The sequence below is a fragment of the Bacillus sp. G402 genome, from assembly GCF_051172515.1.
GTDB classification, from domain to species: Bacteria; Bacillota; Bacilli; order Bacillales; family Bacillaceae; genus Bacillus; species Bacillus altitudinis.
The window spans coordinates 1,502,106-1,518,914 of sequence record NZ_JBPIZC010000001.1 but is presented as its reverse complement, the minus strand read 5'-3'; the positions used below and the strand labels follow the sequence as shown (position 1 = coordinate 1,518,914).

General features: G+C 40.0%; 14 protein-coding genes. 7 read left to right on the top strand and 7 right to left on the bottom strand.

What is annotated here, in order from left to right; all coding sequences use genetic code 11:
- Positions 1-534: 534 nt before the first annotated feature.
- Positions 535-2,292 (top strand): ABC transporter ATP-binding protein, encoded by a 1,758-nt coding sequence (locus ACSBQP_RS07950; RefSeq protein ID WP_017366928.1) that lies wholly within the window; start codon positions 535-537, stop codon positions 2,290-2,292.
- Positions 2,289-4,304, top strand: a complete 2,016-nt coding sequence (locus ACSBQP_RS07945) for an ABC transporter ATP-binding protein (protein ID WP_435028305.1) — start codon at positions 2,289-2,291, stop codon at positions 4,302-4,304. Before ACSBQP_RS07950 ends, ACSBQP_RS07945 begins: the two co-directional genes overlap by 4 nt.
- 125 nt (positions 4,305-4,429) lie before the next feature.
- Here the strand turns inward: ACSBQP_RS07945 and ACSBQP_RS07940 are convergent, their stop codons facing one another.
- The 7 genes from ACSBQP_RS07940 to ACSBQP_RS07910 all read right to left on the bottom strand — a co-directional run bounded on the left by ACSBQP_RS07940 (position 4,430) and on the right by ACSBQP_RS07910 (position 10,678).
- Complete coding sequence (locus ACSBQP_RS07940) at positions 4,430-5,047, bottom strand: NAD(P)-dependent oxidoreductase (protein WP_017360329.1); 618 nt, start codon at positions 5,045-5,047, stop codon at positions 4,430-4,432.
- Between the two features lie 284 nt (positions 5,048-5,331).
- Positions 5,332-5,535, bottom strand: coding sequence for an alpha/beta-type small acid-soluble spore protein (locus ACSBQP_RS07935; RefSeq protein ID WP_008348940.1), 204 nt, complete (start codon positions 5,533-5,535; stop codon positions 5,332-5,334).
- A 226-nt stretch (positions 5,536-5,761) separates the two neighbouring features.
- Positions 5,762-6,868, bottom strand: coding sequence for an ABC transporter ATP-binding protein (locus tag ACSBQP_RS07930; protein WP_024719977.1), 1,107 nt, complete (start codon positions 6,866-6,868; stop codon positions 5,762-5,764).
- 137 nt (positions 6,869-7,005) lie between these two features.
- Positions 7,006-7,881, bottom strand: a complete 876-nt coding sequence (locus ACSBQP_RS07925; protein ID WP_017360327.1) for a helix-turn-helix domain-containing protein — start codon at positions 7,879-7,881, stop codon at positions 7,006-7,008.
- A gap of 20 nt (positions 7,882-7,901) precedes the next feature.
- Positions 7,902-8,111: a YheE family protein gene (locus ACSBQP_RS07920; RefSeq protein ID WP_008348933.1), complete on the bottom strand. Its 210-nt coding sequence runs from the start codon at positions 8,109-8,111 to the stop codon at positions 7,902-7,904.
- A gap of 145 nt (positions 8,112-8,256) precedes the next feature.
- A complete protein-coding gene (locus ACSBQP_RS07915; RefSeq protein ID WP_435028304.1) occupies positions 8,257-9,615 on the bottom strand; it encodes a YheC/YheD family protein in 1,359 nt (452 codons plus the stop codon).
- Positions 9,572-10,678, bottom strand: a complete 1,107-nt coding sequence (locus ACSBQP_RS07910; RefSeq protein ID WP_146269871.1) for a YheC/YheD family protein — start codon at positions 10,676-10,678, stop codon at positions 9,572-9,574. The genes ACSBQP_RS07915 and ACSBQP_RS07910 overlap by 44 nt, the downstream gene beginning before the upstream one ends.
- 214 nt (positions 10,679-10,892) lie before the next feature.
- Between ACSBQP_RS07910 and ACSBQP_RS07905 the strand changes: the two genes are divergently transcribed.
- From ACSBQP_RS07905 to ACSBQP_RS07885, 5 genes are all read left to right on the top strand, one after another.
- Complete coding sequence (locus ACSBQP_RS07905) at positions 10,893-12,026, top strand: DUF445 domain-containing protein (protein ID WP_017366934.1); 1,134 nt, start codon at positions 10,893-10,895, stop codon at positions 12,024-12,026.
- Positions 12,027-12,148: 122 nt separating this feature from the next.
- Positions 12,149-12,505 (top strand): YlbF family regulator, encoded by a 357-nt coding sequence (locus ACSBQP_RS07900; RefSeq protein WP_007497132.1) that lies wholly within the window; start codon positions 12,149-12,151, stop codon positions 12,503-12,505.
- 447 nt (positions 12,506-12,952) lie between these two features.
- Entirely contained in the window at positions 12,953-13,819 is an 867-nt protein-coding gene (locus tag ACSBQP_RS07895; protein WP_008348923.1) for a Cof-type HAD-IIB family hydrolase, read from the top strand.
- Between the two features lie 113 nt (positions 13,820-13,932).
- Positions 13,933-15,432, top strand: coding sequence for a coproporphyrinogen III oxidase (locus ACSBQP_RS07890; protein WP_007497137.1), 1,500 nt, complete (start codon positions 13,933-13,935; stop codon positions 15,430-15,432).
- Positions 15,433-15,507: 75 nt separating this feature from the next.
- Positions 15,508-16,782, top strand: coding sequence for a lysine N(6)-hydroxylase/L-ornithine N(5)-oxygenase family protein (locus ACSBQP_RS07885; protein WP_058213973.1), 1,275 nt, complete (start codon positions 15,508-15,510; stop codon positions 16,780-16,782).
- The last annotated feature ends 27 nt before the right edge of the window (positions 16,783-16,809 follow it).

Below are 16,809 nucleotides of genomic sequence, written 5' to 3'. Positions count from 1 at the left end.
CTATACGTTCATGGTATACCCGATATCTGAAAAAGATACACATAAAGGGTGTGAACTTTTTGTTAGAAAATTTCATTTATTGAAAAATATTTATTGACAAAATAGTGACAGCCACTATAAGATAAAAAAAGATTCAAGAGCCAAAAGGAGGAAATGTCATGTGCAACATCATTGGAAGAATGAAATCAAACTGCATGAATGGGTTGATTCACGTGACAATTACACCTTCATTGGTCATTGAAAAGGGACTCGTATGTTCCAATTGATCGGATGAATCAAGGCGTATGTTGCGTATTTGTCAACATGCGCCTTTTTATCATGTATAAAAGAGGCGTACCAGTCAGCTGGTTGCCTCTTTTTTTGTTGTATACATTTCGTATCTCGAAATAATGGAATGCATCAACAACTAAATGAAGAGGAGTGAAAGCATGTGAACATGCCAAAGGCAAGACAAATGACAAAAGCTCAAAAAACGAAACAAGGTGACAATCAGGAAAATATAGAAAGCGGCTAGCTTTAAAAGGAGAGACAAACATGTTTTCAGTATTTGTGAAATTAGGCTGGTTCTTTAAACAAGAGTGGAGGCGCTATACAATCGCCATTACGCTGCTGCTCATTGTGAATGTGCTTGAAATGCTGCCACCGAGGTATCTAGGTCAAGCAGTTGATGACATTCGGTCTGGTCAATTTACAACATCCAGTATTCTGTTTTACGTAACCATTTTTTGCTTACTTGGTGTCAGTGTCTATGCGCTCACCTATTTTTGGATGTATCAGTTATTTGGCGGCGCAAATGTCATGGAGCGTGTGATGCGCGGAAAATTAATGCGCCACTTACTTAAGATGACACCCACCTTTTATGAAAAGAAAAAAACCGGAAATCTAATGGCACTAGGTACAAATGATTTGAATGCTGTGGCTTTAACAACAGGATTTGGCGTTTTAACATTAGTCGATTCCACTGCTTACATGCTCATGATCTTTTTTACGATGGGGCTGACGATCAGCTGGAAATTAACTTTAATGGCCATTATTCCAATGCCACTGATGGCGATTTTGATAGCGTTTTATGGCAGTAAAATTCATGAACGCTTTACAGTCGCTCAAGATGCATTTGGTGATATGAATGATCGTGTATTAGAATCAGTTGCCGGCATTCGGGTGATTCGGTCTTTTGTACAGGAAAAACAAGATGTTAATCGCTTTCGAGAAATGACAGATGATGTTTTTCAAAAAAATATGAGAGTGGCGATCATTGATTCATTGTTTGAGCCGACGGTGAAATTGCTTGTGGGGATCAGTTATTTAATCGGTATCGGTTATGGCGCATATCTTGTGTTCCAAAGTGATTTAACCATTGGTGAGCTTGTCGCATTTAACGTCTATCTGGGGATGATGATCTGGCCAATGTTTGCCATTGGTGAATTGATTAATATCATGCAAAGAGGAAATGCCTCATTAGACCGGTTGAATCATACACTCAGTTATCAACCGGATGTAACTGACGCAGCCAAGCCAAAAAGATTACAAGAGCCTGGCGATATTCAATTTGAACATGTGACATTTAGATATCCAACTTCCTCTAAAGATAATCTAACGGATGTCTCCTTTACTGTACGAAAAGGGCAAACGATTGGTATTACAGGAAAAACGGGAAGCGGAAAAACAACGATTGTCAAACAGCTTCTTCGTCAGTATCCGACAGGTGATGGAAAGATCTTGTTTTCAGGTGTTCCAATTGATGACATTGAATTGGATCAACTGTTCCAATGGATTGGCTATGTTCCGCAAGATCATGTCCTTTTCTCAAAAAGTGTAGAAGAGAATATGCGTTTCGGTCATAGAGACGCGAAAGAAGCTGAATTAGCACAAGCGATTAAAGATGCTTACTTTGAAAAGGATTTACGCCTTTTACCAGAAGGCTTGGAAACCATGGTTGGAGAAAAGGGAGTGGCGCTGTCAGGAGGACAGAAGCAGCGGATTTCCATTGCACGTGCATTATTAATTGATCCAGACATTTTGATTTTGGATGACTCGTTATCTGCAGTTGATGCAAAAACAGAAACGGCTATTTTAGAGAATTTAAGACAAAATCGTCATGGAAAAACGACATTTATTACAACCCACCGTCTATCAGCTGTTGAGCATGCGGATCTCATTCTTGTCATGGAAGAAGGGCGTATTGTTCAAAAGGGAACCCATCAAGCGCTTATTCAGCAAGATGGCTGGTATAAAGAGCAATTTCTGCGTCAGCAGCTGACAAATCAGCTGGAAGGAGGGGATGAGGCATGACAACAGGGAGAAGACTTCTTGCCTATGCACTCCTATATAAAAAAGTATTGTCTGTTGCTTTGATCTTTCTGATCATTGCAGTTGGTGCTGAGTTGACAGGACCTTTCATTGGGAAAAAAATGATTGATGATCATATTTTAGGTGTAGAAAAACCGTATGTTGAGGTAGATGAAAAAACAGATAAAACGGTTTATTACCAGGGAAATAACTATATAAGAAGTGACCGGCTACAGAATCAAAATGAAGCTGGAAAGCAAATCAATGTCGTGCAAGTCGGATTTGGGTACTATTTTGTGAATGAACCGATTCGCTTTGACGGGAGCCGGACAATAGAAGGGGATCAGCTCACCATTGAAAATGGGAGCGAGCGTGAGACGTATCAGGTACAGCGTTTATCCAAAGAGGAAATCTTCGCTTTTTATCAGCCGGAAATCAGTGGTTTGGTGCAGCTTGTTCTATTTTATTTTGGGATGCTCGTCATTGCGATTTTCTTTCAATATGGGCAGCACTATTTACTCCAGCGTATTGCAAATCGCATTATTCAAAAAATGCGAGTGGACGTATTTGAACATATTCAAACGCTTCCGATTCGGTATTTTGATAATTTACCGGCTGGAAAGGTTGTCGCGCGGATTACCAATGACACAGAAACCATTCGTGATTTATATGTCACAGTACTAGCGAATTTCGTCACGAGTGCCATTTACATGATTGGCATTTATATCGCCATGTTTTTATTAAATGTGAAGCTGGCGCTCATTTGTTTAGTGGCTGTTCCGATTATTTTCCTATGGTCGATGACTTACAGAAAGTTTGCGTCGGTTTACAATCATCGCATTCGATCCATCATCAGTGAAATTAATGCCAAGCTAAATGAAGCCATTCAAGGAATGACGATTATTCAAGCATTTCGACATGAACAAGCAACAAAAGAAGAATTTGATGAGCTGAATAACAATCACTTTCGATATCAGCGAAAGATGCTTCATTTAAATTCACTACTCTCACATAACTTGGTGAATCTGCTTCGGAACTTAGCATATGTCGCACTCATTTGGTATTTTGGCGGTGCGTCCTTAAGTGCCACGGGCATTGTATCGATTGGGGTGCTCTATGCATTTGTCGATTATTTAAATCGTTTGTTCCAGCCGATTACAGGCATTGTGAATCAATTTTCTAGATTAGAATTAGCAAGGGTTTCATCTGAACGGGTCTTTCGATTATTAGATGAGCCTGGTACTGAAGTGGAAGAACCGGTTCAGAAGAAAATCGAGGGGCACGTTCAATTTCAGGATGTTACCTTTGCGTATAATGAAGGGAAAAATGTATTAAAGAACATCACCTTTGAGGCGAAAAAAGGTCAGACGGTGGCACTCGTTGGACATACCGGTTCTGGGAAAAGTTCGATCATGAATTTGCTACTGCGTTTTTATGATATTCAGCATGGGGATATCCTCATTGATGGAAAAAGCATCTATGATCAGTCGCGCCAAACGTTGCGTAAACAAATGGGCATTGTACTTCAAGATCCTTATTTATTTTCTGGAACGATCGCATCCAATGTCAGTTTAGGAAATGAAGACATTAAAAGAGAAACGATTGAAACATCGTTAAAGCAAGTGGGCGCAGCAGAACTATTAAAGCATTTGCCTGAAGGTTTTGATGAACCAGTTGTTGAAAAGGGGAGTACTCTTTCCTCTGGGGAACGTCAATTGATTTCATTTGCCCGTGCACTGGCATACGATCCAGCGATCTTAATTCTAGATGAAGCGACGGCTAACATCGATACAGAAACAGAAGCCATCATTCAGCGGGCACTGGATGTCGTCAAAGAAGGACGAACCACTTTTGTCATTGCACACCGATTATCTACTATTAAGAAAGCTGACATGATTTTGGTGTTAGAAAAGGGTGAAATTGTCGAACGCGGCAGCCACGAAGAGCTCATGGAGCAAAGCGGACTGTATGCGCAAATGTACGAATTACAAAAGGGAGCTGTGACGAGCAGCTGATAGGATAAGCAGCAAAAGCCTCTTTCAATTTGAAAGAGGCTTTTTCATGGCAATGAAAAAAGTCGAGGCTTCATGATATGATCTCGACTTTTACTGGTTGTATATCATTTACACGAACTAAATGGTCAATAAGCGATACCGACGCGTTGATGCACAAATTCCTTTGAGTTTAACTGCTGATACAAAAAGTGTGCGGTATCTTCAACTGAAATTTTCTGTCCATCTATAGGGAGAAAATTCTTTTCATAGCGATATGACCGTGTCACTTCTCCATCTGGTAAATAGGTTGGGCAAATGATTGTCCAATCTAGTTCAGTTGATTGAAGAATTTCAAATGCTTTGGCATGTTCTTTAGCAGCTCGGGAAGTGGTTCGCCTTGATTCATTTGTTTCAAAGCGGTAAAGCTCAGGCTGCCGCCTTGCTTTTAAAATCCCCGCAGTGCCAATCGTTATAATTCTTGATGTTCCTGTTTGCTTCATGGCTTGTACGATATGCTCCATTGAAACAGATAAAGTATCATCACCATCTGTTGATAGACAGCTCACGACAATATCTGATCCTTTAATCGTTTCAAGGACATCCTCTTGATTTCTGGAATTGCCGGTGACTTGAAACATACCCGCAAGCATTTCTTCCCGGTTTGTCCGAATTAACGAGCGAACCATGTAACGATCATCTTCTTTTACGAAACGAAGAAATGCTTGTCCTACACGTCCATGAGCACCGAAAAGAGCTATTTTCATCTGATCGATCCCTCCACTACATACTATAAGTGAAAAGAACTTAAAATGGTACAGTTTTATGTCATGCTTTTTTTATAAAGATGAAAGGACCGAATACTATGAGCATATTCACATAATAGAGAGAGACCAACAAATTGTAGAAGTTCAAAATTCACACCTGAAATAATGTCCATGAAGATCCGCTCCTTTCTAATACATCATATGAATTCAAAAGGAATCGGTGAGGGATAAAACCAAAAAAAGAAGACACCATAAGAGGTGCCTTCTATGATCCAGATATGAAATTAAGCTTTTGTTCCGCCAAGGTTTTGCTGAGCGTAAGATACAAGACGTTTCGTGATTTCTCCACCAACTGAACCGTTAGCACGAGCTGTTGTTTCTGCTCCAAGGTTTACACCAAACTCAGAAGCGATTTCGTATTTCATTTGATCGATTGCTTGCGCTGCTCCAGGAACTAGTAATTGATTTGAACTATTAGAATTTGCCATGATGTGAATCTCCTTTTTATATATGATTTTTTTGGTTGGGTTTGCTGGAGTCGCACCAGCGAAATGACCAAGTCATTTGCCACTTGGCGAAACCCAATGCGGTAACTGCTTTGTACTAAATATTATGGTTCGCATCGAAAAAAACATACGGAAAAAGAACATGGTAAATGTTGTTTTCACATACAAAAAACCACCACCCAATGGTGATGGTTTGTGGAACGTCTTCTTATTCAGCTGAGCGGATGCGGAGCTCAGTCTCTGTATCAAAGAAGTGCGCTTTATTCATATCAATGGCAAGAGGGATCGTCTGACCTGCCTGAATATCTGTGCGAGAATCAACACGTGCAATAAACGTTTGACCAGCGAGAGAAGAATAAAGCATCGTTTCGGCTCCCATTAATTCAGCCACTTCTACGTTTGCTTCAATTTTTGTTCCTTCAGAAGCCTCTATAAACACAGGCTCATCATGGAAATCTTCTGGTCTGATGCCTAGAATCACATCTTTTCCGATATAGCCCTGACTGCGTAATACTTTCATTTTTCCTTCTGGTACACGAATGTGCGTATTCCCAATGGCAATGGCTCCGTCAGACAGTTTTCCTGTAAAAAAGTTCATCGCTGGAGAGCCAATAAATCCTCCTACAAAGACATTCTCTGGGTTTTCATACACATCCTTTGGTGCGCCAACCTGCTGAATAAAGCCATCTTTCATGACAACAAGCCGAGTAGCCATTGTCATAGCTTCTGTTTGATCGTGTGTGACATAGATGAATGTCGTCTGCAGCCGCTGATGAAGTTTAGAAATTTCGGCACGCATCTGAACACGAAGTTTAGCATCTAAATTAGAGAGAGGTTCATCCAAAAGAAAGACTTTTGCATCTCGCACAATGGCCCTTCCAAGTGCAACACGCTGTCTTTGACCTCCAGACAATGCCTTAGGTTTTCGATCTAAGTATTGTTCAAGTCCTAATATTTTTGCAGCGTTTCGTACCCGCTCATCAATTTCTGCTTTAGGAAATTTTCGAAGCTTTAATCCAAAAGCCATATTATCGTACACATTCATATGAGGGTATAAGGCATAGTTTTGGAAAACCATCGCAATATCCCGATCTTTTGGTGCCACATCATTCATTCGCTTGCCGTCTAATAGAAAATCCCCTTGTGAAATTTCTTCAAGGCCTGCAATCATGCGGAGAGTTGTTGATTTTCCGCACCCAGATGGACCAACAAACACAATAAATTCTTTATCCTCAATATGTAGATTAAAGTTATCTACTGCTGTTACTTTGTTATCGTACACTTTATAAATTTGATTTAGCATCATTTCAGCCATAGGTGGTAGCCTCCCAGTCTTTTTTGAAAGCGCTTTACTTATAAATGAAGTGTATAAAAAGGAAGGGTGTCTGTAAATGGACAACGTGCACAACATCTTATTTTCATTTTTAGGCAAGGTGCTCATGATAGGATCATTTAAGAAAGATCGAGAAGATTCATCATGAAATAAGCAGCTGACGCTTCTTGAAAATGCCGTATATCTAGCCCTGTCCGTTCAATAAATTTATCAATCCGATACTGAAGGCTGTTTCGATGAACATATAACGCTTTTGCTGCCTGCGATGCATTTAAATTACACTGCATATAGGTCGTGAGAGTCCGGTAAACGTCCCGATCAAAGATTGTTTCTATAAATGCATCTGAAATAGCGGCAGAAACCATGTCTGTATCATGGCGAATGAAAGCAGGTAGACATTGATAAAATGTTGCAACCCCTGACCTAAGTTTTCCTTGCTTCAGATGCCATAAAAAGAGCTGATGTTCATTTAATAATCTCATTTTTAAATTTCCATTCGGCAAATGCAGCTGTCCTTGCATGAAGACAACGTCTGTTAAAAAATCACTTGTGATGGCTTGAGACAAATCATGTAGCTGTTCAAGTTGACCATTTTCTGATGTAGCATTTGTTTGAATGAGCATAGCTGTTTCAGTGCCTGTCCATATGAAATGAATATGTTCGAGGCTGCTGTTCACAGCCTCTTTTATTTGCTGCCTTTGTTCTGCTTGGTGCTCCATTTTAAAAAAATGAACACGGACAGATTGATCAATGGTGATTGATTTGTTTTCAAAGAGATAGCTGTACCATTTCTGTTCTTCTTCCGTCTCCTGCGTATGAGGTACATCAATTGGTGTGAGGAATGAATTGAGAAGAAGCGTTTCTCTTTCTGTTAGCTCCGTTTTGTTTACTCCGAAAATTTCGCCTTCGTCTGTTTGATACCAGAGAATTTGTTTATCATTTGTTGGTGAACTGATGATATGGTGTCCGTAAACAAGTTTTAGTTTTTCTAACATGGCGAGGCTCCTTAAACAGTTTAATCATACACATGGAATAGCATTAATTCGTGGATTTCTTCTTTTAAGGTTGGTTCAACTTCATGAGGCGGAAGCTGAGAGCCCCATTCAATATCACCCGTTTTGTGATAAATGCCTTCATAGTGTGAACCATTATGAAAAAAGGATATTTTCCAGCCAGGTAATTGCGCTTTTTTAAAGAGAGGTTTCCATTGAAAATGAGAAATCATATCATCATTGCCTCCTTGCTTTTATTGATGAAACAATAAATACACACGACAATCCGGAAACAACCTTGAACTTGGTTTTATTGTATCTCATCTGATGAAAAGAGCATAGGGAAAGCACAGATTTCAGAGACATGAAAAGAAAACATCAGTAGGCGTTTGCATGGTCTATAGGAGTAAGAGCCATTTGTGTTAGGTAAGATGCGTATTCAACGATTCTTTTCCCAATCAGCCATTCTGAGTTTTTCAATGGTGCATGCAGAAAAATCTCGCGGCCTGGACGAGAATTGGCTTCAAACATCCAGATAGCACCCAAGTGATCAATACCTAAGTCAAAGCCAATTTCCCCAATCAGACCAGGCATTTTTTCATCTATCACACGACTAAGTGCGAGGGCAGTATCAGAGAGCTCTTGCAAAATCTTCAAACGTTTCTCTGCATCAGGAAAGATATCATACAGTGTTTTTACTGAACCACCATGCAGTTGATGGGTTGTGACAGTGTGATCTCCTGAAACTTTTCCAGCAACGGCTGTAACAGTCCAATGACCATACTTATTTTTATTCGTATGAATTCTGAAATCCAGTGGTTGATTGTCTATTTGAAGAAGCTCAATGCCTTGTTGTGCAATCAAGTCTTGCATTGCACAATCTTTTCGCAGTTTTTTCACGAAATGGTCTACGGAATGATATGAAGTGCATTTCCCTTTATTTGAGCAGACAGTGATCCCGTTTTCCGTCTTCTTTAACTGATAAATACCGTCTCCGTGACTGCCGTTTGTTGGTTTTAAATAAATGACATGATGCAGATGAAGGAGTGTTTCTATTTTATTTAAAGCATCAACAGGATCTAATCGTATGGAATGTGGTAAGAAAGAGCTTGTTTTTTCATCTGTTAATAGCTGTTCATGAATGTCCCATTTATTAAAAAAATAAGGGTTGAACCAAGGGATATCGTAGTCTTGAGTGAGTTTTCGTTTTGTTTCTTGAATGAATGCCGACTGAGCAGCCTTTCTATTAGGCAGCCGGTCATAAACAACGGATGGGAGGGGCATCTGCTTTTTTACCCAGCGCTCCTCTTGGTAAAGCAAACCGTCTACTATTCCTTTATCCCAATCGATCGAATGAGTACCAAAAAGATATGCAAAACCAGCATGCTGCCTGCAAGATTGCAGCAGTTTTATAAAATAGGAAGATCTTGCGCCTAAAGGTGCTGTATTTTGTTCGAATCCTGCAGTGAAAATGCCGATGAGAGGTCCTATATAGAGTGTATGTTGAACTAATATGACATCAGCTTTCGTTTTGTATGGAATGAGTAAAGTGCGATAAAGGTCTTCTGATAATAAAATCCTTTGTGATTGATGATGATAGGAAATGGTGAAATCATCTACTAAACAAGAACCTAAAGCAATAGATAAAATTGCCTCCTGCTCTTTAAACTGAGCAGGGAGATGTACTGTTTTTTCACTTGCTGAATGAGGAGCGATGATGTAGCGTTTTCTCTTCATAAGGAACCTCCTTTTCTTCAGCCATCATCGATTTGGCATGTTCAAGTATGGTCTGAATCAATTGATTCTCCCTCTCAGGGTAAGCTTTTAAAAAAGAGGATCGTCCTGGCTTTGATCTTACATTTGAGATGAAAAGTCTGCCTTCATTTGTATGAAGCAAGTCTATAGCGAATTCAATACACGGTGAGAAAGTTTTGTCTATAAACGCTGGAAGAGATGACTGAATGGAGGCAATATCATCTAACAGCAGCTCTTTGATGTGTGGCTTTAATGAGTTTAAGTAGTGATCAAAGGCTACCACATGAATGGAATTTTGTGTATTGCTTAAAAGGCTGTTTTCTACTGATGGTTTTGTATGAATCCCCATGCTATTCCATTGATTTTGTGAATTTTTTATAAGAAAAATCCTAATTTCATTGAATATAACGTCTTTTTGATCATTCGTGTTAAAAAATTGAAGGAAAGATCGGCCGATATACTTTTTGCACCAGCGCACAACCTCTGCTGAATGTGAAAAGGTGATGATTTGCTTAGCGTTTAGCTGCACAGTAATGAGTGATTTGTCTCTTAAAGAAATGAAGCAAGAGGGTGCTGCGTGCTGTTGAGAAAGCGGCTGTATTTTACAATATCCGCCCTTTCTAACCAAGTTGAGAAGGTCTGAAGGCTCTGTCAATAGAGAGCAGACAGGTAAGTATGGTTGTAAAGAAGGGAGGAGACGGAGCTGCTCGAATAGCCGCATTTTATTTGAAATTCCAGTATTCAAAAAAACGGTTTTTGGATACTTTTTTAACCAATTCATGATAGGTTTTGCTTTTTTTGATTGTGCGTCATGCTGATAAAGACAACGATCATAAATCAAGTCAGGAATCTGAAATTCTGACGCTTCAAATCCTTTGCCAGTCTTAAATTTTTGACCGTGAATGACATTTGAAGCAGGCTTTAAATCTAGAGGTGAAAAACGAACAACTTCTAAATCAAAAGAAGAGGCTGCTTTGGCAAGCTGATGTGTGAATGCTTCTTCATGCTTCGGAGAAAGAGTGACAATGCCGAGCGTTGACGTCATGAAACAACACCTACTTTTCAAATTCTTTTTTTAACATCTGAAAAACACTTTTTGGTGATTTTACATAAACTTGGCGTTCCTATATCATTACGACAGATCGTTGTCTCATATGTCACATTGAATGCTTCATTTGCTTGGACTCTTGACAACAACTATAATACGTATAGAAAAAAACAATAAACTTCAGGTGTTGTTTGAAAGGTAGATGACGACTTTGGATATATTCACAACGTTTATCTTTATGATTGTGATAGGTGCAGTGATAGGGGCAGCAACAAACCATCTCGCAATTAAAATGCTTTTTCGTCCGTATAAGCCATATTATTTATTTGGGAAGCAGCTCCCATTTACACCGGGTCTCATTCCTAAAAGAAGAGATGAAGTAGCCAAGCAGGTTGGCGTCATGGTGATGGAGCATTTACTAACGCCAGAGGGTATTAAAAAACGATTTGAATCATCAGAGGCAAAGCAAGAGATATTGCAGGCAGTGCACCGATATATTGATAAAGGTGCTGATATGGAAATGACGGTTTTCTCTATGTTAGAAAAATACGGTTTTTCACAGGCTGACGTTAAAGCTGACGCATGGCTTCATCAGTGGACTGATCATAAGCTCCACTCACTGCTTGAAAAGTATGATCAGCAAACGCTGTCTGAGCTGTTGCCACAGGATGTAGAAAATAAGCTTGCATCCAAAATTCCAGATGCCGCAGATTATATTTTAAAGAGAGGCATTCATTATTTTGAAAGTGATGAGGGAAAAGCAAGACTCGGTCATATGATAGATGATTTCTTAAAAGAACGAGGAATGCTTGGCAGTATGGTCCAAATGTTTTTAGGGAATTCAAGTTTAATTGATCGCGTGCATCCTGAAATGATGAAGTTCTTAAAGAATGCAGAGACAAAAAGGTTTTTATCAGATCTACTTGTTCAAGAATGGGACAAGGTAAAGCAATTTTCTTTACATGAGCTTGATGAAAAATGGAATGTGAAAGAGCTTCTATTTAGTGTGAAAAAGCAATTGCTTTCACATTTTTCTACAAAGGTTCTGTTAGATAGACCAGTAGGAGTTTACATCAGTGCAGTAGCGGATGATCTTAAGACCAAATTTGCTCCATCTCTCATTGATAAAGGGATTGAAGCCGCATCTAATGCGCTTGAGGGACTGCTCGCAAAGCTCCAATTTGAAGAAATTATTCGTGAACAAATTGAACTTTTCCCGCTTGAAAAAATGGAAGAGCTTGTGATCAGCATATCTAATAAGGAGCTGAAGATGATCACATTTCTAGGCGGTCTTTTAGGTGGATTGATCGGTGCTGTCCAAGCGATTTTTGTCACCTTATTCTAAGGCAAGATCGAGAAATTTCGATGAATTTATTGTATATATGTGAAACGAAAGCCATAGTTTGTTATAGTGGAGTGGTGTCCGCCGATCCATATCGGTGATAACGGATAGAAAGGAGACATAACATGTCTGTAAATCTTTATGATGTTGCATATGACCTTGAAAAAGCACTGCGTCATAGCGAAGAATATTCAGCTTTAAGAAATCTTTATGATGAGGTAAATGGGGATGAGTCCTCTAAAAGAATGTTTGAGAACTTCCGTGACATTCAAGTAAACCTTCAACAAAAACAAATGACTGGGCAAGAGATTACACAAGAAGAAGTAGAGCAAGCGCAAAAAACGGTTGCACTTGTGCAGCAGCACGATAAAATCTCTCAGTTGATGGAAGCAGAACAACGCGTAAGTGTTCTCATCGGTGAATTAAATAAAATTATCATGAAGCCTCTTGAAGAGCTTTATGGAAATGCAGAAGAAAATTAATTGAAAGGGCGATCATATTCGCCCTTTTTTTCATTCATATCGCCGCTTGTATATCTTTAAAAAAAGGGTTGTCGAAGCTCGTAAATTCTGCGATAATACTTATTGAAAGTGCTTTCAAAAAAGCGCTATCGTGATGAATTGGGTGCGTTCCACTTTGGATTTACGGCGATGAGCCAAATGAGAGAGAAGCGCTTCTGGGAGAAAAGCAAAGCATAAGGGGATATGATATAAGCAATGCTTTGGTGTGTGAAAGATGAGGGGATCATGGGGAGCTTCATCACGCCATTGTTACGCATCCAAACCATACATAAAAAAAAGCCTAGGGGTAGGCTTTTTTTATTTGCGATTGAGGCATAAAACAAGGGCTGCTTCAACTGCATGTTCTAAAGCGCTAAGCTAGGGCATATCCTCATCGTAAGTACAGTCATCAAGAAGGGGGATGCCTCAGTGTCAAAAAAGCTACTTGCACTCAATATAGATGGAACGTTACTTCGTTCCAATGGGAAAATCCATTCCGCTACAAAAGAAGCTGTGGAATATGTTAAGAAAAAAGGGGTTTACGTGACGATTGTCACCAACCGTCATTTTCGATCTGCACAAAAAATTGCCAAGGCGTTGAAAATACCAACTTCAACTCTTGTGACGCATAGTGGTGCATTTATCGCGGATAAGCTTGATGAGCCGCTCCATGTGAAGAAATTAACGGAAGAGAAAACATTTAATCTTGTGCAGATCCTTGAAAGCTTTGATTGTAATGTTCGCTTGTTACATGAAAAATTCTCAATCGGCAATCGGAAAAAAACACAGTCTCAATTGATGGGAAAAACGTTGATTCATCCGTCTGATCCCATTTTCTATCCCGTTCAATTTGTTGAATCATTAAGTGATATGCTCATGGATGAACCGGTTAGCACACCTGTCATTGAAGTGTATTCGACGGCAGCACTTCAGCCTGAAATCCACACAACCATTCAACAAGCATTCCCATCTGTGGATCTGATTAAGATCAGTGATGAGAAAATGAACATTGTATGCAAAGGGGTATCGAAAGAAGCAGGACTTTCTCTTTTAACTTCAGCACTAGGTTTTACATTAGAAGATACGGTCGTGATCGGTCACGGGACAGACGACATCCCGATGCTTGAGTTAGCTGGCTTAGGCGTTGCGATGGGGAATGCACCTCATTCGGTCAAACGTAAAGCCGATTGGGTGACACGTTCTCATGATGAACAGGGTGTTGCTTATATGATCAAAGAATACTTTAGAATGCAGCAAAGGGAAGGTTTTTTACATCAATTTGATATTAAACGATAATACAGTGAAGGCCCTGTCTATTAAGAAATGGCAGGGCCTTCGTCTGTTCTCTTCATTGCTTTTCCTAGATGAATTTTGTAAAATGAAACAAGTTTGAAGATAAAGGTGATACGATGCGAATTTTAGTTAAAGGGCTGTCTGATGAACGATTTCATCGACCGCTTGTCAATATAGCCAATTTATTCGAGGAAGATAGTGAAGTGCTGTTTGATTCAGGTGAAGCAAACGATGGCCTAGTGATGGTGTTTGATTGGAAAGAAACCCATGGTATGGTGGAGGCTTCTGGCCATATTGCTGGATCAGATATGACGAGCCGTTTTACAAGAGAGATGCCAGAGGGCTTGAACGATAAAGAGCGCTGGAAGCAAATCAAAAACACTGTGCTGTCTGTTTATTTACATCTGCTTCAGGAATATACAGGAATGACGCAAAAATGGGGGATTCTTACGGGGATACGCCCTACGAAATTACTTCATAAGATGCTAAGAGAAGGCATGACAAAGGAAGAAGCACATGCTGCGTTAAAGCGCGATTACTTGATTCATGATGAAAAGATCCATTTGATGCAGGAGATTGTTGATCGTCAAATCAAAGCCATTCCAGATCTGTACGATCTACAGGAGGAAGTGAGTATTTATATCGGTATTCCTTTCTGTCCAACAAAATGTGCTTATTGCACGTTCCCTGCTTATGCCATTCAAGGACAAGCTGGAAGAGTGGGAACGTTTCTTTTTGGGCTGCATTATGAGATGCAAAAAATGGGCGAATGGTTAAAGGAACATGGGATTAAAGTGACGACTGTTTATTTTGGCGGAGGTACTCCAACGAGTATTACAGCAGAAGAAATGGATTTGCTGTATGAGGAGATGTATCGCTCTTTTCCAGATGTGAAACATATTCGGGAAGTCACTGTAGAAGCGGGACGACCTGATACGATTTCACCTGATAAGCTGGAAGTGCTCAACCGTTATCATATTGACCGGATTAGTATCAATCCGCAATCATATGAGAATGAAACACTGAAAGCGATTGGCCGGCACCATAGTGTGGAAGAAACGATTGAAAAGTATCATTTATCAAGGCAGTATGGCATGAATAATATTAACATGGACTTAATCATTGGGCTGCCAGGAGAAGGGCTAAAGGAATTCCAGCATTCCTTGAACAAGACAGAAGAACTGAAGCCTGAATCTTTAACGGTGCATACACTTTCCTTTAAGAGAGCGTCTGAAATGACCCGCAATAAGGAAAAGTATCAAGTGGCAGACCGAGAAGAGATCACACGTATGATGGATGAAGCGGTTGCTTGGACAAAGGCACATGACTATCATCCGTACTATTTATACAGACAAAAAAACATTTTGGGGAATCTCGAAAATGTCGGGTATTCGTTAGATGGACAGGAAAGTTTGTATAATATTATCATTATGGAAGAGGTGCAGACGATCATTGGCATTGGATGCGGCGCTGCGAGTAAATTCATTGATCCGCGAACCGGAAAAATTACGCAGTATGCCAATCCAAAAGATCCAAAGTCTTATAATGATCGTTATGAGCACTATACGGAAGAGAAGATTCAGTTTCTTGAGTCATTATTTGTTTCTCACATGTAAACACTGCGGTGACGCAGTGTTTTTTTCATTTGTAAAAGGGTATATAGGGGGTAAAAAGGTAAAGCAGGTGTACATATGATGGATGTGATCGGAATTGGGATTGGGCCAGCAAATTTAGGATTGGCCGCTTTATTAGAGGAGTATGAAGATGTGACATGCTGTTTTTTTGAACAGGAAAGCGAATTTGCTTGGCATCCTGGTATGCTCATCAAAGGAACGGACTTACAAGTTTCCTTTCTAGCGGACCTTGTGACAATGGCTAATCCAAGGAGCAAGTATACATTTTTAAATTATTTACATGAATCAAACAGGCTTCACCGCTTTTATACATTTGAACAATTTGATATCCCCCGGAGAGAATTCAATGAGTATTTATCATGGGTTGCAGGTGAATTAGATAGCTGTCAGTTCGGGATGAAGGTGGAAGAAGTGACCGACTGTGAAGACGGGTATCTTGTAAAAGTTCGGCGGTTGAAAGATGGGGCGCTTTCTGAATATCGTGCAAAGCATGTCGTCCTTGGAACTGGAAGCAAGCCGATGATTCCTGTCGATGTGCCAGAAGCTGCGTTGCCGCATGTGACCCATAGCAGCCGTTATGTAGATCAACAAAAAGAACTTCATGAAGCTGAAACGGTGGCGGTGATTGGTTCAGGTCAAAGTGCAGCTGAAATTTTCTTAGACCTGCTTCAGCATCAGAAGAAAGGACAGAAGCTTTCATGGTTTACACGTTCAAGTGAATTTAGAGAACTAGAGACAGCGGAGCTTGGTCAGGAGCTATTTACACCTAAGTATGTGGAATATTTTCATTCCCTTCCTTATGAAGAACGGATGAACACATTGCCTAGACTGGCAGGATTAAGGAATGGCATAGATGCATCGACGCTTTCTCGTATTTATCAGGAATTGTACCATCGCTCCGTTTCAGGAGAAGAGCCTTCTGTACTCATTCAGCCAATGACGGAGCTTGAAGCGATACATATGGAGGATGAGCAGCAGGTAGAGCTGCATTTGAAACAATGGCAGCTGAAGAAAGAAAAGAAAATCACAGCCGATCATGTGGTATTGGCTACAGGATATACGCCTAATATTCCGGAATGGTTTAGCGTATATGAACCATTGATTGAATGGGAGAGCGATAAGCATTTTAAAGTGACAGACGACTTCAGGCTTGTGTTTAAAGACAAACGGTCTCATCATTTCTTTACATTCACGAACCTCGATCACTCTCATGGAACAGCGGCGACCAATTTAAAACTATCGATCTACCGCAATCAGAAAGTCATCCGAACCATTCGCGGGGATACGAAAGAACAAGTGAAGCAAGAAACGGCATTTCAGCAATTTGAATAGATATAAAAAAAGGGCCCCAGCACAGGG